Annotated in this window: 15 protein-coding genes; 13 read left to right on the top strand and 2 right to left on the bottom strand. The window is 41.4% G+C overall.

Annotation, left to right across the window (positions count from 1 at the left end; translation table 11 throughout):
- Positions 1-130: 130 nt before the first annotated feature.
- The 7 genes from A9237_RS02955 (at position 131) to A9237_RS02920 (ending at position 12,801) form a co-directional block, all read left to right on the top strand.
- The gene (locus A9237_RS02955) at positions 131-3,493 is read left to right on the top strand and encodes a DEAD/DEAH box helicase (protein ID WP_078607646.1); all 3,363 of its coding nucleotides are present in this window, start codon (positions 131-133) and stop codon (positions 3,491-3,493) included.
- 250 nt (positions 3,494-3,743) lie between these two features.
- Positions 3,744-3,920 (top strand): methylation-associated defense system helix-turn-helix domain-containing protein MAD1, encoded by a 177-nt coding sequence (mads1, locus tag A9237_RS02945; protein ID WP_078607644.1) that lies wholly within the window; start codon positions 3,744-3,746, stop codon positions 3,918-3,920.
- Complete coding sequence (locus tag A9237_RS02940; protein WP_078607643.1) at positions 3,917-4,834, top strand: restriction endonuclease; 918 nt, start codon at positions 3,917-3,919, stop codon at positions 4,832-4,834. Before mads1 ends, A9237_RS02940 begins: the two co-directional genes overlap by 4 nt.
- A 44-nt stretch (positions 4,835-4,878) precedes the next feature.
- A complete protein-coding gene (locus A9237_RS02935; RefSeq protein WP_078607642.1) occupies positions 4,879-7,233 on the top strand; it encodes a type I restriction-modification system subunit M in 2,355 nt (784 codons plus the stop codon).
- Entirely contained in the window at positions 7,233-8,522 is a 1,290-nt protein-coding gene (locus A9237_RS02930) for a restriction endonuclease subunit S (RefSeq protein ID WP_078607641.1), read from the top strand. The genes A9237_RS02935 and A9237_RS02930 overlap by 1 nt, the downstream gene beginning before the upstream one ends.
- Positions 8,523-8,527: 5 nt before the next feature.
- Positions 8,528-9,127 (top strand): hypothetical protein, encoded by a 600-nt coding sequence (locus A9237_RS02925; protein WP_078607640.1) that lies wholly within the window; start codon positions 8,528-8,530, stop codon positions 9,125-9,127.
- Positions 9,128-9,135: 8 nt separating this feature from the next.
- The gene (locus A9237_RS02920; RefSeq protein WP_078607639.1) at positions 9,136-12,801 is read left to right on the top strand and encodes a type I restriction endonuclease subunit R; all 3,666 of its coding nucleotides are present in this window, start codon (positions 9,136-9,138) and stop codon (positions 12,799-12,801) included.
- Between the two features lie 523 nt (positions 12,802-13,324).
- Here the strand turns inward: A9237_RS02920 and A9237_RS02915 are convergent.
- Together A9237_RS02915 and A9237_RS02910 are read right to left on the bottom strand one after the other, a co-directional pair.
- Positions 13,325-13,696 (bottom strand): zf-TFIIB domain-containing protein, encoded by a 372-nt coding sequence (locus A9237_RS02915; protein WP_078607638.1) that lies wholly within the window; start codon positions 13,694-13,696, stop codon positions 13,325-13,327.
- Positions 13,697-13,811: 115 nt separating this feature from the next.
- Complete coding sequence (locus tag A9237_RS02910) at positions 13,812-14,609, bottom strand: class I SAM-dependent methyltransferase (protein ID WP_078607637.1); 798 nt, start codon at positions 14,607-14,609, stop codon at positions 13,812-13,814.
- Between the two features lie 306 nt (positions 14,610-14,915).
- Here A9237_RS02910 and A9237_RS02905 point away from each other — a divergent pair, with 306 nt between their 5' ends.
- The 6 genes from A9237_RS02905 (at position 14,916) to A9237_RS02880 (ending at position 18,729) form a co-directional block, all read left to right on the top strand.
- Positions 14,916-15,365: a DUF3291 domain-containing protein gene (locus A9237_RS02905; RefSeq protein ID WP_078607636.1), complete on the top strand. Its 450-nt coding sequence runs from the start codon at positions 14,916-14,918 to the stop codon at positions 15,363-15,365.
- Between the two features lie 4 nt (positions 15,366-15,369).
- Positions 15,370-15,717: a hypothetical protein gene (locus A9237_RS02900; RefSeq protein ID WP_078607635.1), complete on the top strand. Its 348-nt coding sequence runs from the start codon at positions 15,370-15,372 to the stop codon at positions 15,715-15,717.
- 171 nt (positions 15,718-15,888) lie between these two features.
- A complete protein-coding gene (locus A9237_RS02895) occupies positions 15,889-16,125 on the top strand; it encodes a VPA0252 family protein (protein ID WP_020195642.1) in 237 nt (78 codons plus the stop codon).
- Positions 16,126-16,285: 160 nt separating this feature from the next.
- On the top strand, positions 16,286-17,833 hold the full coding sequence (locus tag A9237_RS02890; protein WP_078607634.1) for an arylsulfatase: 1,548 nt from the start codon (positions 16,286-16,288) through the stop codon (positions 17,831-17,833).
- 171 nt (positions 17,834-18,004) lie between these two features.
- Positions 18,005-18,217 (top strand): hypothetical protein, encoded by a 213-nt coding sequence (locus tag A9237_RS02885; RefSeq protein WP_050567678.1) that lies wholly within the window; start codon positions 18,005-18,007, stop codon positions 18,215-18,217.
- Positions 18,214-18,729 carry a hypothetical protein gene (locus A9237_RS02880; RefSeq protein ID WP_078607633.1) on the top strand — a complete coding sequence of 172 codons (516 nt, stop codon included), beginning with the start codon at positions 18,214-18,216 and terminating at the stop codon, positions 18,727-18,729. The genes A9237_RS02885 and A9237_RS02880 overlap by 4 nt, the downstream gene beginning before the upstream one ends.
- Positions 18,730-19,036 lie beyond the last annotated feature (307 nt).

Below are 19,036 nucleotides of genomic sequence, written 5' to 3'. Positions count from 1 at the left end.
ACGCTCATACTGATTTTTTAGGGGGCTATCACACTCTATCATTCTTTTGACAACCATCACCGTCTTATGCAACAGGGTTGTATATCATTGTAAGTTAAAGATCTTTGATGGTATTGATAGGCTTTAGTTAGTGGACAATAGAATAGAAAACTCAATAAATATATTGAGATCTTGGCATTTAGTGGAGTTTTTTCAAGCCTACTCGGTGCCAGATAAAGACGACAGTAAAATTGCACCAGTAAATGTGTCCGCTCACGAGTTGCAGTCACATGGTAATTACCTACTTCCGTGGTTAAACTCCGCGGCTCGTGAGCAGCTCGGCCTGACTCCAGGAAAAAAGTGTGTTTATACCCTATACCTAGGATTGTTCGATAAATCGGCGATAGATAAAAAAGTTGCAGAGTATTTTTCTACCAACCGCCAGGAGGATTGCTTCTCTGAAGAGATAGAGCAAAGAAGAGATAATGAGGGAGCATCTTGCTTTGCTAAATTGATGTTGGATGAGTTCGGTACTCCTCGACTCGATACTTTTTCGATAAGTACGCTGCCTTGGGCTCTAGCAGAGTTACTAGGGGGAAGGGCTGGTCGTATATCTCAGGAACGATTTGATAGTCGGTGTGACGATCTTAACGAGTTTGTGGATCGCTGGGAAGCCACCTTGCCTAACCACCCTAGCTCAGAGGGTAGGCATACTCTTTGTGTGAAAAGCCTCATGAGTTTGGTTGAGGGGCTTTACCAATGGGCTGGTATTTCCAATCAAGATTTGTTGCTTTCTGAGAACTCAAAGGTTTACCCGTTTCAGATGGCTTTTTATGAGTATGAGGCGAAGTCAGACAATCTATTGGAGAACAAAAAGGCTCCAGAAAAAGTTGAAGACGATAACGAAGGTGCATCTAAAGAAGACGAATCTCAGTTACCTATTCTAAACAGTTTCTATATTCGAGATATAGAGCGGGCCATTAATGCGATTTCCACGGGTAGGTGCAGCCTGCCCCTTCAAACCTACTTGGGACAATCCAGCCATAAGCATGTCGATCTGTATACCAACGACTCGATACCGTTGATTCATAATCACTTGAACCCCAAAGAAACACCAGAAGGAAGGTGGCTGACAGAGCCTGCGCATAACATGTCTTTAATGCAGCAGTTCGCCATCAATACGGTATTCAAGGAGCTGAAAACAGGTGGAGTGATCTCGGTTAATGGTCCTCCAGGCACAGGTAAAACGACGTTATTGCGGGATATAATTGCGCAAAATATTGTTGAGAGAGCGAAAGTATTAGCTTCCTTTTCGAAAGCTAGCGATGGGTTAAGTCCAGAAGGGTTCCTTGTTAAAGAACTTACTGACTTTGAAATGGTCGTGGCGTCATCGAATAATGCCGCCGTTGAAAATATCTCAAAAGAGCTTCCTCAAGCAAAGTCGATAGCTGGCAGATACGCTGATACCAGTTTTTTTCGTTCTGTAGCAAATCAAGTTAGTGCTGATGAAAAGAAAGGTCGTTTACAACCTTTGGACGATAAAAAGCAGAGCTGGGGAAATATCTCTGCTGCCATGGGGGCTTATAAAAAGAGGCAAAGGTTTCTCGAACGCTTTTTCTTTAAATATCACTATGAAAAAGGCAATGAGCCAGCGGTTAGAGAACCTTCTTTGGACTTCTTGAATTTTTGGCAATATCGCTCAACTTATACCGGGCCTTCTTTTCACATTGCCAAAAGGACCTTTAACGATAAGTTATCTCATTTCTATGAGTTGAATGACAAGTTAGCCTATTTTGATAGCCTGCAAAAGACTTTCGATGAACATCAATTTGATGCTGATTTGCATCAAATGAACCTAGTTCTAAATGAGCTAGAAAACCATATTCATACGCTCTCTGTAGAGCTAGATGTTCTCAGTTCAACAAGGAGTGCTGAAGTGAGAAGGGAAGAGGAAATTTCTATTTCCCTTGAGCTATTGAAGGTTAACTCGCCTGGTTGGTTTAGTCGGTTCTTTAATACTAAGAAAAATAAACAATATAAAGCTTCACTATCTCAAAAACTCGGTGAGTACGAAAATGTCAAAAAATCCATTCGCTTGATTATTGGTAATGTTGATTCCAAAGAAATCGAGAGAAAAGGATGTACAAAGAGAATTTTACAGCAGCAGGTTGATATTCAATCTAAAGAACTAGAAAAAAAGGCGCTTCTAAAACAGTTAGATGCTTATAGAACTGAGTTTAAGGGTTATCACTTACCGGAAGTGACTGATGATATCGAGGGACATGATAGGCAGAGGCACGCATGCTGGCAGCACGAGACCATCAATGCACTTCGGTCTGATATCTACTCGGCTGCGTTACAGCTTCATGAGGCTTGGCTGATAGAAGCTAGTAAGCAAAGTACCTTCCGAACGCAGATAGTTAAAATCAATGATGTTGTATTAGGTAAGAATAGCGAAAATACACTGGCGATTTGGCAGATACTATTTATGTTTGTCCCCGTGGTTTCGACGACTTTTGCTTCATTGGGAAATATGTTTTCTAAGCTGCCGCCAGAATCTCTAGGTTGGCTAATGATTGATGAGGCAGGGCAAGCAGTCCCACAATCTGCTGTAGGTGGTTTGCTTCGTGCTAAACGAGCTGTGGTTGTTGGAGACCCTCTGCAAATTGAACCTGTGTTTACCTCTCCACCAGAGCTGATTGACTACTTAATGAGATCTAAGTTGCAAGAGAAATCAGAGAAGTGGGACCCTTGTATGTGGTCTGTTCAGACGTTAGCCGATCGCGTTAATCCATATGGTTGTATGATAGATATGGATGGTGAAGAACAATGGATAGGCATACCGTTATGGGTGCATCGTAGATGTATCGAGCCAATGTTTAGCATTTCGAATGAAATAGCTTACAACAAGCGAATGATACATGGCTCTGACAACGATAAAGACGTTGAGGCAAGAATTCATAAGGCTTTAGGGCATAATCGTTGGAACGATTCACAAGGAGATTGTGTTCTTAAACAATATAAACGTGAGTTGGGTGAAGATGTTAAAGCCCTTTTACTCGAATTAGCAGCGCACAATGGCGATTTAAGCAGCATCTATCTAATAACACCATTTAAAGCAGTAAAAAAAGAGTTGAAAGAAGATCTGAGGCGTAGCAAGTCAGAGCTGCTTAGTAACTCGAGTTGGAATGAAAAGGAGTTTAATCACTTTTTGAATAACAATGTAGGGACGGTGCACACCTTCCAAGGCAAGGAGAATGAGACCGTTATTTTGGTTCTCGGTTGCGACATTAAAAACAGTGGCGGGGCATCTTGGGCTTCTTCAAAACCAAATTTGTTGAACGTAGCGGTCACCCGAGCCAAAAAACACTTGTTTGTCATCGGCGATATTCAGGTTTGGTCCGACAAGCGCTATTTTGATAAAACATACAGAAAGCTGAATCACTTCAGTACGGATGCTTATTTGCAGGACGAGAGTCCCACACAATGCAAAGAGACATTGCTAACTCCCTAGTGTTTTAAACTCTGTAGTTACTGAATTATCAACATCGCGATGAGGCTATCGTTTAAGCAATCATCGTATTGATGGTTATGAAATGCTACTAATTGGACAAATCCCCACCAGCGAAAGCTGGTGGGGATTTGTATTTTTTCTATGCACTCAGTCTTGTATTGAGTTATCTCACATTGCCCATTCCTCAATTTTCCCATATTCTCTCACTATTAAAATCATCTATAGCATTCGTGAGAGTTAACACGCTGAAATGAAAGATCAAATATTAACCTTAAAAGAAGTGGCTGCTTACCTAAAACTCGCTGAGAAAACTACTTATAGATTAGCTAGTGAAGGCAAACTACCAGGCTTTAAAGTTGGCGGTTCATGGCGTTTTAAACGCGAAGATCTGGATGCGTGGATTGAAAGTCAAAAGGCGAACAAATGATACCAAACTATCAAGTCTTTATGCGCCCTTTCTTAGAGGTCGCAAAAGCCGCTAATGGCAAAGAGGTAAAGCTAAGAGATGTTATTAATCAACTAGCTGACTTATTCGAGCTTTCAGAGGAAGAACGAGATGAACGCTTACCAAGTGGTAAGCAAACCATACTAGATAACCGTATTGGCTGGGCTCGCACTTACCTGACAAAAGCGGGCTTATTAGAGGTAACTCGTCGAGCTCATTTTGTAATTACTGAGCGTGGTTTAAAAGCGATTAGTGATCCAACCACAGAGATAGACAACCAGTACCTTAAACAGTTTGATGAGTTTGTTGCATTTAAAGATCGAAAGGCTGAACAGTCAGACTCTACTTCAGCAGCAGAAAGCGACGCTGATAGTGTAACTCCTGATGAAGTCCTTAGAGCGGCCTACAAACAAATCAATAATGTTTTAGCTTCAGATATTTTGTCTCGAACACGTAAAGTTTCCCCTGCCTTCTTTGAGCAACTACTGATCGACCTGCTACTAGCAATGGGCTATGGCGGAAGTGATGAGGGTATGGCGCATACCCTTGGTAAAAGTGGGGATAATGGTGTTGATGGAGTCATCAACCAAGACCCTCTAGGTGTAGATCAGGTATACATTCAAGCTAAGCGCTATGCCGAAGGCAACAATGTAGGATCTAGTGAAATACGGGATTTCTTTGGGGCGTTGAACTTAAAGAAAGCGCAGAAGGGTATCTTTATAACCACTTCCGATTTTACATCCTCAGCCACACAAACGGCTAAAGATTTAGGTATGCGCATTGTGCTTATTAACGGTAAAGAGTTGGCTAAGTTGATGCTTCGCTACAACGTAGGCAGCCGAGACGAGCAAGTGCTTTATATTAAACGCATAGATGAAGAATTTTTTGAGGGTTAAGTACACCGTTTACTTAACCCTGATGACATAACAGGATTGTCCACATGAAAGACCTTGGAAAGTACAAAAAGCACAGTGACCTAGTTTGGAACATAGCCAACTTATTACGTGGCCCATACAGACCACCTCAATACCGTCGGGTGATGATTCCTCTAACAGTTCTGAAGCGCCTGGATAGTGTGCTTTTAGATACTAAGGCTCAAGTTTTAGCTCATCACCAAAAGCTTGTGGCTGCGGGTACTGAAGAAGAAACAATCGAAGAAATCATCAACCAGAAATTTGATTTGAAGTTCTTCAATACATCTGAATTTACCTTTAAAACGCTACTTGATGACCCTGATAAGTTGGCTGCAAACCTGAACAAATACATTGCAGGTTTCTCAAAGCGAGCTCGTGAGATTCTTGAAAAATTTAGTTTTGGTGAAGAAATAGAGAAGCTGGATGAAGCAAATCGCCTGTACGAAGTTGTGAAAGAAATGGCTTCTGACGATGTAGATTTTCATCCAGATACGGTTGATAACGTTGCAATGGGCCAGATCTTTGAAGATCTTGTGCGCCGATTCAACGAACAGGCCAACGAAGAGGCTGGGGACCACTACACACCACGTGAAGTGGTTAAATTAATGGTCAATCTCCTGTTTACTGGTGAAGAGCAATTACACAAGCCTGGGAAGGTTATTAAAATTTATGACCCTACGTGTGGTACTGGCGGCATCTTATCGGAAGCAGAGAGAACCATCATTGAGGACTTAAACAGAGACGCTAACGTTGAATTGTTTGGCCAGGAGTACAACGCTGAGTCTTACGCTATCTGTGGTTCTGACCTAATGATTAAAGGTGAAGATGTAAACAACGTTGTTTACGGTAATACGCTAGGTACTGGCAAGGTGAAAGAGGGTTTTGCTGATGGTGACGGGCATCCTGAAGAGCGTTTTCACTATATGGCGGCTAATCCACCATTTGGTGTTGAGTGGAAACCAGAAAAAGATACTGTGACGAAAGAACATGAACAGTTTGGTTTTAAAGGCCGTTTTGGACCTGGGCTGCCAAGAATCAATGATGGTGCTCTATTGTTTTTGATGCACATGATGGCAAAAATGGAACGACCACCAGAAACTTACACATTGCCGGAGCCAGGCGGCGTCGAAGGTGGTGAGGGTTCTCGTATTGCTGTGATCTTCAACGGTTCACCAATGTTTACTGGTGATGCTGGTGGGGGTGAAAGTAACATCCGTCGATACATCATTGAAAACGACATGCTTGAAACAATCGTAGGTTTGCCGGATCAGATGTTCTATAACACTGGTATCTATACCTATATCTGGATTGTAACCAACCGAAAAGCAAAGAATCGTCAAGGTAAAGTTCAACTAATCAACGCGACGGACTTTGCTTGGAAGATGAAAAAGAGCTTAGGTGATAAACGTAAAAAACTTGGTGAGGGGCCGATCGCAGGTAATACAGATGAGCCGGACCACATTGCAGAAATCACCAAAATCTATGCGGCTTTCAATGATGGCGAAACACGAACGTTAAATGAAATAGGCACCAACCTTGACAGCCCTAAAGACAAAAAGCGTAAGAAAGATAAGCCTATATTTGTAACCAAAATCTTTAATAACCAAGATTTTGGATACTTGAAAGTTACAGTCGAACGCCCGTTACGTCTTAACTTTATTGTAAATGATGAGCGCATCGAACAAGTTAAGCAAACGGCTTACTTCATCACTCTTGGTGAATCTAAAAAACGCAAAGATAAAACAAAAATTGCAGAAGAGATCGCCCTAGGTAAAGCTCAGCAACAAGAACTCTTGAGAGTACTTAATGAAGTAAAAGCTCTTTATGTAGATGGTGTGGTGATTAAGAATCGAAAAGTTATCGAAGAGCAGTTAAAAGGTGCATTTGCAACATCGGAGCTTAAATTTGATGCAGCGATGAAAAAAGCACTGCTTTGTGATGGTGTGCTTGGTGAGAAAGATCCAACTGCAGAGCCTTGCCTCGATAGCAAGAACCGACCAGAACCTGATGCGGATCTTCGTGATTTCGAAAACGTTCCTTTTCCAGGTAGTTTACTCATTAACGGTAAGCGTGATGAAGAAAATGAGTTGATTGATCTTCCACTACCGTTGGATTACGAGACCAAGAAAACTAAAGGTAAGGTTGATACAACTAAGCTGTTAGAACTGGTTAAAGAGCATTGTGAGGCGTTTCTATTAAAAGAAGTTTTACCTTATCGTGATGATGCTTGGATTGATCACAGCAAGCTTAAAGTTGGTTATGAAATTCCTTTTAATCGTCATTTTTACATGTATGAAGAACCACAAGACTTGAGAGTACTTGAAGAAGCTATCAGAGTTCTGGAGCAAGATATTGTTAGCATGATTAAGGGGGGACTCTAATGAATATCCCCAAGTATTCTGATAAAAAAAGCTCTGGCGTTTCGTGGTTGCCGAAGATTCCACAACATTGGGATATGATAAAAATTAGTCATATGGCCTTGTTGAAAAGTGGAAAAAATATCACAAGTGAGAATATTGACACAAAAGGAGAGTATTTAGTTTACGGTGGCAACGGTATCCGAGGTTATTATCACGACTTTACACATGACGGAGATTTTGTCCTCATAGGTAGGCAGGGGGCGCTGTGCGGAAATATTAACTACGCGTCTAGTAAGTTTTGGGCCTCTGAACATGCAATAGTGGTGAACCCAGATCGTGAAGTGAATATATTTTGGTTGGGAGAGACTTTACGTGTAATGAACTTGGGGCGGTTGTCTACCGCTGCAGCTCAGCCAGGTATTTCTGTTGATGTAGTAAAACAGCAAAAATTACCTTACCCGCCGCTTGAAGAACAGAACAAAATATCACTCTTCATTCGTGCGAAAACAAGATTCATAGACCAATTAATTGGAAGTAAAAAAAACATTATTAATAGCCTGATAGAGTCGCGGCGTTCACTCATAAATAAAGTAGTGATGGAAGGGATTGCTTCTGAAACAATCCGAAAAGAAACCGATTTAGATTGGTTAGGTGCTATTCCAGAGCATTGGAAAGTAAAGAGATTTCGACACTTATTTGAGTTCGGGCGTGGTTTAGGAATAACAAAAAAGGATCTCAAGGATGAAGGAATTCCATGTGTAAACTATGGTGAGATTCACTCGAAGTTTGGGTTTGAAGTAGACCCCGATAAGCATGTTTTAAAATGTGTAGAAGAATCATACATAGAGAGTGGATATGATTCTCTACTTAAAAATGGGGATTTCGTATTTGCTGATACATCAGAAGACTTAGATGGCGCAGGTAATTTTACTTATCTAAATAGTGAAGAGCCTACGTTTGCAGGTTATCACACGGTTATTGCGAGGCTTCAAACAGATGACTTACCAAGGTACCTAGCTTATTTATTCGAATCTGAAATGTTCCGATATCAGGTTCGAAAAAGTGTTTCGGGAGTAAAGGTATATAGTGTTACTCAGGCGATTCTGAAAAGTTGCTTCCTATGGTTACCTCCTAAAGATGAGCAGGCATCTGCAGTGACATTTTTGGATAATAAAATAAAGAAGATAGAGTCAATGATATCGGTAAATGAGAGAGCCATCGATAAACTATTGGAATACAGAAATAATCTAATTCTTTCTGTTGTGACAGGCCAAGTTGATGTCAGAAATATAGATATTCCAGCGGAGTAGCTAAGATGGCAGTGGATGCAAATAAGTACTTCAGGGGCTTACGCTCTTACCTTAATACGAATGCTTATGAAATCACTAAACGTGATAATGGGCGAATTGTATTGGAAGAAAAAATCTTCTTAGCCGGAGGGGCTGAGCGTAAGCAGAAGGTTCGACTTGGATTCAGTGGTGAGGTTATCGCTTTGAAGCTTGATCGCAAGAATCAAAGAGGAAACACCGATCCACTATTTCACTTCCTTGAAGATGACGCTAAACCTTGGTCAAAGCGTTGCGACTTCGTCATTTTTCAACTTTATAGAAATAAACTGTCTGTTTACTGTATAGAGTTCAAGTCCTCAACTTTGCCAGATAGCTTAGTGGACCAACTGGCGTCTACGGAATCTTGGTGTAAGGCCGTTCAGTCAATAATTAGTTTATACACCAATGAGAAAAAGCGACTGCACTTAAGAAAGTTTGTTTTCTCTTGTATGGATGATCCAAGCCGCTTTGTTGACGATGAAGGTTATATTAAACGCGATCATAGTGTTCGCCATTATCATTACGATGATCTAAACGGCATGAAATTAGAAGAATTAGATAACCAGTGCCCTGTGTTGGTTGGGTAAGGAATGACATGAAAAAACATACCGAAGCACGTTTTGAAGATGCGATTGAAGCTTGTCTTGTTGATGTACACAAGTATGAACAAGGACAAAGTTCAGATTTTGACACTGAAAAAGCCTTAGAGCCTAAGCGGGTAGTTCGGTTCATACGTGAAACGCAAAAGAAAGTATGGGCAAGTCTAGAGGCTATTCATGGTGATGGATTAGAGACGCTTATAGTCGATACGCTGAGCAAAGAATTAAATACAAGGGGAACGCTTAAAGTACTTCGCCATGGATTTAAGTGCTTTGGTAAGAAAATTCGAATGGCGTTCTTTGCCCCGAATAACCATAAGAATGCTGACACCTGGGAGCTGTATGGAAAGAATATCCTGAGTGTTACGAGGCAGTTGTACTATAGTTCTGCTCATCGTAACTCTCTAGATATGGTTTTGTTTTTAAATGGTATCCCTGTAACGACTCTGGAGCTGAAAAATGAGCTGTCTGGGCAAGATGTTGAGCATGCCAAGCGTCAATATAAAAATGACCGTGATCATAAAGAACTAATCTTCGAGTTTAAGAAACGTACATTGGTTCATTTTGCTGTCGATACGCAGTTAGTGTTTATGGCGACTCGACTAAGTGGTAATAAGACGTTTTTCTTACCATTCAATAAAGGGTGCAATAGTGGCGCTGGTAACCCTGTATCTGAAAGTGGTGGCTATAAAACGGCATATTTATGGGAGGAGGCGCTAGGTCGAGATAGCTTCCTTGATATTCTTGGCCGTTTTATGCACTTGCAAGTAGAAGAAAAGCGGGTGTTAACTGATAAAGGCATTAAGAAAATCACCAAAGAAACGATGATTTTCCCCCGTTTTCACCAACTTGATGCCGTAAGAAGCTTAGTTTCTCATGCTTATGAGTCAGGACCTGGCCGTAACTATCTTGTAGAGCATTCTGCTGGTTCTGGGAAATCAAACTCTATTGCATGGTTAGCCCATCGCTTGAGTAGTCTTCATAACGAACAAGAGCAGCGAATTTTCAACTCTGTCATTGTTGTCACTGACCGACGAGTTTTAGATCAGCAACTTCAGAACACCATTTACCAGTTTGAGCATAAGCAAGGGGTTGTTCAAAAAATAGATGAGGATACTCGTCAGCTTGTTAAAGCTTTAGTTGATGGCACTCCTATAATCATTACCACCTTGCAAAAATTTCCGTTTGTTACTGAAACCATTGAGAAGTTAAATGAAGAACAAGGTCTCGAAGAGGGTTTAAAGTTCAGTACTGAAGGCAAGAATTTTGCGGTAATTGTTGATGAAGCACATAGTTCGCAATCGGGCGAAAGCGCTATGGAGCTAAAAGGTGTTCTAAACCGTGATGGTATTCAACAATCTGCTGCTGAATATGCCGTAGAAAATGATTTTGGAGACGAAGATTCTGACAACTTTGAAGACGTTTGTCGTGAAATGATGAAGCGCGGGAAGCAGCCTAACATCAGCTTCTTTGCTTTTACTGCAACACCTAAATATAAATCAAAGCATGTTTTCAATGAGCCAGACCCTAAAACGGGAAAGGTGCCTTTTCACAAGTACTCAATGCGTCAAGCAATTGAAGAGAAGTTTATCCTTGATGTTCTGAAGCATTACACAACCTATACAGCGTACTTTGGTATGGCGAAGTCTTCCGAAGAAGATCCCCATGTTGAAAGGAAAAAAGCAGCCCTAGCGCTAGCACGTAACTTGAATCGTCACCCTACAAATCTTTATCAGAAGACAGAGGTGATGGTTGAGCACTTTAGACAGCATGTTCGCCACAAAATTGGTGGTAGAGCTAAAGCTATGGTTGTAACGGGCTCTAGACTTCAAGCTGTGGATTATAAGAAACAGTTTGATAAGTATATAAAAGAGAAAGGATACACTGACGTGAAGTCGTTAGTTGCTTTCTCTGGCACAGTTACCGACCCGAAGGTGCCTGATAAAGAGTACACCGAAGTTGGTTTAAATGGTGGTATTAAAGAGAGTGAATTGCCAGAGCAATTTGATACTGACGAATATCAAGTATTACTGGTGGCAGAAAAGTATCAAACTGGTTTTGATCAACCTCTACTTCACACCATGTATGTCGACAAAAAGTTGTCAGGTATTCAAGCTGTTCAAACACTATCTCGCTTGAATCGAACATGTGCAGGGAAAGAGGACACCTTTGTTCTGGATTTTCAGAACAAGCGAGAAGATATATTTAGAGCCTTCAAAGACTTCTACGAAGATATAGCATACGAAGAGTTGACGGATGCTCAGCATTTGTATCGTCTTCAAGACCAAATTGACGAGTCTGGGATTGTCTTCACCAGTGAAGTCGAAGAGTTTTGTAAGGTGTACTTTCAGCCTAAACGACAAGAAAGCAAGCAGGATCACGCCAAGTTTAATAGCATATTAGATAAGGCGATTGAACGATTCAAAGAGCTAGAGGAAGAAGAACAAACAGAGGTTAAAGGCTTACTTGTTGATTTTCGAAACATGTATAGTTTTCTGTCTCAAGTTATTCCTTACCAGGACTCTGATTTAGAGCAATTGTATACTTATGCTCGTTTCTTGTTGACGAAGCTACCAAGGAAAGCCAGTGGTACTGATTATCATGTCGAAGATGATGTAGAGCTTCAGTACTACCGATTACAAAAGATCAGTGAAGGTCAAATAGATCTAAATACAGGAGATGCGAAAGCGCTTAAAGGCCCTTCTGATATTGGTACTGGGCAACAAGGAGAAGAGCTAATTAGGTTATCCGAATTAGTTGATTTGCTTAATGACCGCTTTGGTACGGATTTTAATCAAGCGGATCAGTTGTTCTTCGACCAAATTGAGCAAGAAGCTGTTGGGAGTGAGAAGCTGAGAATGGCTGCTGCTGTAAACTCGCTAGATGACTTCCGGTATGTGTTTAAGAAAGCGTTCAGTGGCTTAGTTATAGACCGAATGGATGGGAACGAAGAAATCTTCAATAAGCTCATGGGAGATGTCGAGTTTAGAGATCTCGCATCTGAGCATTTATTACATAAGGTTTATCACTCGTTGAAGTCTGACGTAGCTCAAACTAGCAAGCCATTACCGCTTAATTTTGGTAACAAGCAGCTTTTTCAGACCCCGCAACTTGAAAAACTTGATGCGATAACTAAGTTAGCCACCATAACTATCACTACGGATATCCCATATGTTGATGATATCGTTAACTTAAGCGTTCTGGGGCACGCTCGTGAGCTAAGAGAGTTGGGGGTTGTCACTCCAAAACAATTAGAGGCTTATTTTGAGTTAACTGCAGAACTTTCGGATGCGTTTAAAGGTGTTGACGTTCCATTTATAGATTCAGTTGATTCAAACTCTAACAGTCTACTCTGGTCCCTATCTTCAGTTACAGAAGGCAGTTCAATAGTTGAAATTGCTTTGAGCTACTATCAACCTGCATTAGAAATGGCTGAAGTAGCTGTTGATATTGGCTCTGGTGCTTTAACAGTAGCTGAGAATGGTCTAACACTAGCTGGAGCAGCCGCGTTGCTGCAAAAACCATATAAAGCCATTAAGCAAAAGTTAAGTAAAAAAATGATAGAAGCTGAGTTAGATGATGGAACTGACGAAGCTGAAAAGAAAGGCTCAGTAATCATCACGGAGTTCAATTTTCAGGATGAACTAAAAAAGCGCTCCTGATTAATTGAGTATTGAGGTCATGGTAAGCCAACTTATCGAGTGTGATGGTGAAGCTATCGTCTTTCAGTTAAGCATCTGCCTAGCCTTTGCTAAAAGTAATGCTTAATGTAATGCTTTTTTATTTTTGCACATTGAAATTGCCTAATTTTCATATAATTATGATGTTAAGTGGGATTCATCACTCCCGCCACATTCAAAACCCCAGCAGAAATGCTGGGGCTTTTTCGTTTCTGAATGTCTTTGTCGAAGCCTGAAAAATATTCTGGGTGAGCCTGTACTAAGTGCATGTTTATAGTGAAGTAGAACTGTTTCGAGATCTATAAAGCGTAGCGTGTTCAAGAAGGTGCTCGTCAGTCAGTTCAGCCCGTATATCAATATTTTCTAGCGGTTGTTTTGGTGTTCAGTAGAGAAACACTTTCAGTACTTCACTGGTTTCTTGATTGATAACATCGATTTTGACTCTACGGTAACCGTCTGATTCATGAATGCGCTCTAACTCGTCTATCTCAAGTGTTGTCATCAACTAAACACGTTCAACCAAGCCGAATTTTTTGAAAAAATCGGATAGGTCGAGTGTTGCTAGGTCTTTAAATTCACCAGCGTCGTAGAAGCGACCTTTACAAGTCGGGCAGCTTTCAAACCAGATATGTGGCTGTTTAGGGTCTACTAAACGAAGCAATTGATTATTTGGACAGACTGGGCAGTCGATATGGTCAATAACATTAAACGCTTTACCGATTTCTTCATCCCCAGAATCAATCACATCTGCTAAGGGTTTCATTGCCTCCACTTCGTAAGCGTCTATCCATAAGCCTTTACATTCTGTGCATCGTTCGACATCACCTAGCGGAGTTTGAAGTTGTTCAAAGTCAGAATTACATTTCGGACATTTCATTTGGTTTTCCTTTTTATTTTCTAAAGTGAAGTGGGAGTAGTGGCTCCGTTTCACTCTGAGTACATGTCAAAACGTAAGCCTTAAATGCCATACGTTCTGAATCTTCTAATATTATTTAAATCGTTTTCTTAGCCACGACGAGTCCATGATTGCTTGAGCCTAATAAGCTACTTTGTCGGCATGTATTTAAGTGGTATTCCAACCATGTTTGATATTGCGAAGGCGTAAAGCTATTAATGCCTTCCGAGATATAGCGACCAAAGCCATCGGTAGCGGCATGGTCGATAATGTTGAAAGTATGCGAGCGCAACAAATGCTCAATTTCTTCAGGAGAAGCAAAGTAGCCAACTCTGAAAAAACGATCTGCCTCAGACGCTGTAACTGTGCCATTTGTATGAAGCTCAGATAAGGTCGATGGAGTTACGAGGTGAGGAAATTTTTGAGCGAATAGTCCTGCGACGAAGAATCTAGAAATATACGCTACCGCTAAGATTCCATTTGGCTTTAGGATGCGCTTTGCTTCACTGATTGCTTGATCGCGTTCATTCTTGGTTTTCAAGTGATACAGAGGACCAAGTATTACGCAAAGGTCTTGTGAGTCGGATTCAATAAACGGGACGTGACAAGCACTGCCTAGATGGATATCTATGGGTAAGTCCTTTCTTTCCGCATTCTTTTTCAAGATCTCTACTTGGTCTGGAACCAGCTCTACCGAGGTTACGTTACAACCCATCTTTGCGAAGCTAAGAGAATAGCGACCTGTTGCTGCTCCAAGTTCACATACATTAGCACCTGACTTTAAATAGGGAGCGAGTAGATGCATTGTGGTATCAAACTCTATCTTCGTAATGTTCTGACGGGTAAGTCGAGAGTCTTCATCTGCTCCAGTATATTGAGCAATCAGTTCATCCATTAATATTAAGTCCTTAACCAGTTATCACTTGCTTTCTAATTCGATCGAGAACAGTTTCATCTTTGCCGAATGTCACGCTTTTGAATGATTCAATTTGCTCAGAAACGCATTGCTTATTTCAATGTGTTAAAAGGTATTGAAAAGTTATTTGAATTAAAAGAGGTAGCGCGTCGAAGTGAGACGAGTAACCGCACAATCCTATAAATTTGAAAAACATAGAAAAGACAAAAGATAGCTCGGGTTGGAAGAGGGGAATGAAAGGAAGGCCGATCGCTGTTTTTGTTAGGAACGATCAGAGAGGATCAAATGAAGCTTGCTCAATTGAACATTGCGTTGTCAAAGTATCCGCTGGATGCACCGGAGATAAAAGATTTCGTCGATAATCTCGACTTGGTAAATGGCATAGCGGAACAGAGTGAAGGCTTTGTTTGGCGACTCAAAGACGAATCCGGTGATGCGACCAATATTAAGCTATTCGATGACCCTAATATGATTATTAATATGTCGGTGTGGGATAACGTGGATGCGCTGAAGAACTTTATGTTCCGAACCCATCATCGTGATTTCATGCGTCGTAAGGGGGAATGGTTTCATCGCTTGGCTGAAGATACCTACGTATTGTGGTGGGTTGAAGACAATCATCAGCCCACGCCTGAGGAAGCTCTAGAAAGGTTACAACATCTGCGTGAAAACGGAGACACACCATACGCGTTTACCTTTAAAACGAACTTTACAGCTAAAGATTTGGGCGAGTAATACAATGAACCAAGATGGTAAAAAGCAACTGGGCAGTCATCGGCGTAAAGCTGCTTTGAGTTTTTGGCAAGTTGTAGGATTCACCTTTCTGCCTATTGTCATCGGCTATCAAGTCTTATGGAGTCGATACTTTGCCAACGCTTCTCAAGAGTTTTGGACAAATGGGATGTATCACAACGCATTGCTTGTTAAGTTAAGCAGCGAGTTGCTTATGTATTTGTTTATGCTGTGGTATTTAATGTTCAAGACGTCTTCTAAATATACGATCAGCAAGCCTATAGTGAATAGTATTTTCCTTATTATCATTCTTTATACCAGTTACGGACTATTAATAGAGTTATATTCAATATAACTTTTAGTTTTTAATTAATTTGTTTTCTTATATATATCCAAATTGGAAAGGTCATCTTTCCTTGTCTGTTTTTTATTATCTCTACTACTATGAAAATGAAGTTTGAGTAGAAACGTTCTCAAATTATTAGAAGTAAAATATTTTAGAAAAAGATTAAGAGAGAGGGTATTTATGAAAAGACTGATAATCCTAAGTCTCGCAATTTGTTTTGGCAACGCAGCTGTCGCGGGTGAAGGCACATACACTGGTACGATTGATATGACTATGCCGGAAGGCAATCAAGTACAGTATGAGCGTGTTCAACCAGAAATGACGCTCAAAGGTCGAAATGACTCACGCGCTGGTGGCTCAGTGACCCGAAGTGAAGTTGATGAATCTCAGCCAATTGAATTGAGAGGCCGTAGTTAACCTTTCATCGTATATTCAATAAAGGTGGTTGTTTAAATATAACCACCTTTACTCTTCCTAATTAAATAATGTTCTTGAGTTCTATAGAAAGTGAATACGCTTCTTTTTATTTAAATACTCATTAATTCACTCAACCAAGAACCATTATAGAAATAATATTATGAAGATAAATAAATCTACACTAACGCTTGCGATGGTGGTCGCCACATCATCGGTTGCAGCCCATGCGGCCTCTAAACCTAACATGCTGGTTATTTTTGGGGACGATGTCGGTTACGGCAATATTTCTGCATACAACCAAGGCATGTTGGGTTATGAGACGCCTAATATTGACCGTATTGCTCAAGAGGGCGCTTTATTTACCACTTACTATGCACAACAATCTTGTACCGCAGGACGCAGTACATTTATCACAGGTCAGATGCCAGCTCGTACTGGTTTGACGAAAGTAGGTCTACCTGGTGCGGCGCAAGGCATGCAAATGCAAGATATCACCATGGCAACAGCGCTAAAAGACATGGGCTATGCCACGGGGCAATTTGGTAAAAACCACTTAGGTGACAAAGACGACATGTTGCCAACCAATCATGGCTTTGATGAGTTTATGGGGAACCTGTACCACCTAAATGCAGAGGAAGAGCCAGAGAACCCAGACTACCCGAAAGATCCCGAGTTTCGTAAGAACTTTGGCCCGCGTGGTGTAATTCACTCTTATGCGGATGGCAAGATTGAAGATACAGGGCCGCTCACCCGCAAACGCATGGAAACGGTCGATGAAGAGACCCTTGATGCCGCGATGAACTTCATGGAGCGTCAGGTCAAAGCCGATAAGCCATTCTTCTTATGGTACAACGCAACGCGCATGCACATCAGCACTCACGTGAAAGCCGAGCACCGCACAACAGGGCTTGGCGAATACGCAGACGGCATGGTTGAGCACGACAACATGGTTGGGGATTTGCTCGATAAGCTCGATGACTTGAAGATTGCGGATAACACCATTGTGATTTACACCACGGATAATGGCCCAATGAATGCGACGTGGCCAGATGCGGCATTTAGCCCATTCCGTGGCGAGAAGAACACCGGTTGGGAAGGGGGCTTCCGAGTACCAGCAATGATTCGTTGGCCTGGTCATATACAGCCAAACACCAAGCTGAACGACATGTTCGCGAGTGAAGACTGGTTCCCAACGCTACTATCCATTGCAGGTAATGACACCATCAAGCAGGATTTGTTGAAAGGATATAAATCGTCTTCTGCTGATCAGACATACAAAAACCACCTTGATGGCTACAACCAAGTTGATTTTATTACGGGTAAAACAGACAAATCAGCGCGTGATGAGTTCTTCTATTGGTCTGACGATGGTGAGCTGCTTGCTATGCGTGATAAACGATTCAAGATGCACTTCAAGATCCAAGAACACGAAGGCTGGGATGTTTGGACTAAAGAGCTGACTAACTTGCGCATTCCTATGATCTTCGATCTTCAAGTCGATCCACTTGAGAAAGGCGATCAAGGTTTTGGCTACAAGAAATGGCAGTTTGAGCATGTGTTCTTGTTGGTTCCTGCCCAACAGAAAGTCGCAGAGATGTTGAAATCATTTAAAGAATTCCCTCCTCGACAAGAGATCCCAAGCTTCTCAGTCGACAAAGTAATGGAGCAAATGACCAACCTTCGTAAGTTGGAAGAAGCGAAAAGCTAGCAATCACCTCTATTAAAGCAAAGCCAGAGCATGACTCTGGCTTTTTTGGTTCCAAACTTAACGTTTTATAAATGTTACTTACTCTATTTATTGAAAAATGACATGTTACGAGCTTCATTGATCAGCAACCTTTTGATTAAAGGTGTGAGAAGTTCACGATAGGGAAATGAGATGGACATCGTTGTAGGAATGATCATGACTGCAATTATCGTAGTCGGTTGGGCCTTACCCTTTATGTTAATTACCACCTCTCGACAAACGGGAAGACCTGAAAAAGTCTTGTGGGTTTGTGCGTTGTTGTTTTTGTCGTGGTTCTGCTGGGTTATTTATTTGCTTGTTGCACCACTCAAACCGATTCACGAAGAGGATTGGGAGGGGAAATGAGCTATCTTTTATCATTCATGCGTTTCCTTAACCCTAATTACACCAAAACACACCTCTACTTGGTGACGTTAATCTTACTCTCCATTGTTGGTCTGATCGTCTATCAAGTTAACTCAGAGCCAGCCGAGGAAGAAGTTAAGTACTATAAAGGAACGGTCACACACGCATCAGTTGGTGTGGTGGTTTTTGATGTCCCGCCTGAAGGATTTATTGTCTCGTCTGGCAGCTATTACGATCTAGAAATCCACCCGAATGGATTGATTGTGGAAGCACTGGCTGACTCTGGCACCGCAGGCGGATTGCTCAATCAAGAGGTGAAGTTTGGTGTGATCTTCGCAACAGGCAGACATGTTGCTGCGCCCTATAAATTGGTTTATCTAGAGCAAAATCGACAGGTAATCCTTTCTTTGGAAGAGGGCTTGGATAGCCGTTTTAGTTGGCTCCATCTGTGCTTGACTGTATTTGCGCTACTCGCATTGATGTTACGCGTTAGTCGCATGACATTTCATTAGTTCTCGTTTGAACCCACCTCACATTTATCTGCTTAATCCTCTCAAATGATGGTTTCTTGCTCATATGCAACATCATTAGCTTCATCAATGAAATAGCGGATCAGATTTACGTCTTTGAGAACGTGAATCATGTTTAGATTTCGCTGTTTCATTCACCTTGCAGTGGATTCCAGCCATTATCCCACTTTGAACTTGTTCTCCGGATACGCGGTTTATTTACCGATAGTTACCAGTAACATGTTACCGGTAACTTGGTTGTTGTGTTCGATTTTGTTGATTCTCATTTGAAGGTTCGCAGCAAGAAAAC

This window comes from Vibrio owensii (assembly GCF_002021755.1).
GTDB lineage: Bacteria > Pseudomonadota > Gammaproteobacteria > Enterobacterales > Vibrionaceae > Vibrio > Vibrio owensii.
This window is presented reverse-complemented; position numbering and strand designations above follow the sequence as displayed.

Coding starts and splice junctions, on each gene's coding strand:
- mads1 (WP_078607644.1), top strand. CDS start 3,744: ATGAAAGATCAAATATTAACCTTAAAAGAAGTGGCTGCTTACCTAAAA.
- A9237_RS02940 (WP_078607643.1), top strand. CDS start 3,917: ATGATACCAAACTATCAAGTCTTTATGCGCCCTTTCTTAGAGGTCGCA.
- A9237_RS02935 (WP_078607642.1), top strand. CDS start 4,879: ATGAAAGACCTTGGAAAGTACAAAAAGCACAGTGACCTAGTTTGGAAC.
- A9237_RS02930 (WP_078607641.1), top strand. CDS start 7,233: ATGAATATCCCCAAGTATTCTGATAAAAAAAGCTCTGGCGTTTCGTGG.
- A9237_RS02925 (WP_078607640.1), top strand. CDS start 8,528: ATGGCAGTGGATGCAAATAAGTACTTCAGGGGCTTACGCTCTTACCTT.
- A9237_RS02920 (WP_078607639.1), top strand. CDS start 9,136: ATGAAAAAACATACCGAAGCACGTTTTGAAGATGCGATTGAAGCTTGT.
- A9237_RS02915 (WP_078607638.1), bottom strand. CDS start 13,696: ATGAAATGTCCGAAATGTAATTCTGACTTTGAACAACTTCAAACTCCG.
- A9237_RS02910 (WP_078607637.1), bottom strand. CDS start 14,609: ATGGATGAACTGATTGCTCAATATACTGGAGCAGATGAAGACTCTCGA.
- A9237_RS02905 (WP_078607636.1), top strand. CDS start 14,916: ATGAAGCTTGCTCAATTGAACATTGCGTTGTCAAAGTATCCGCTGGAT.
- A9237_RS02900 (WP_078607635.1), top strand. CDS start 15,370: ATGAACCAAGATGGTAAAAAGCAACTGGGCAGTCATCGGCGTAAAGCT.
- A9237_RS02895 (WP_020195642.1), top strand. CDS start 15,889: ATGAAAAGACTGATAATCCTAAGTCTCGCAATTTGTTTTGGCAACGCA.
- A9237_RS02890 (WP_078607634.1), top strand. CDS start 16,286: ATGAAGATAAATAAATCTACACTAACGCTTGCGATGGTGGTCGCCACA.
- A9237_RS02885 (WP_050567678.1), top strand. CDS start 18,005: ATGGACATCGTTGTAGGAATGATCATGACTGCAATTATCGTAGTCGGT.
- A9237_RS02880 (WP_078607633.1), top strand. CDS start 18,214: ATGAGCTATCTTTTATCATTCATGCGTTTCCTTAACCCTAATTACACC.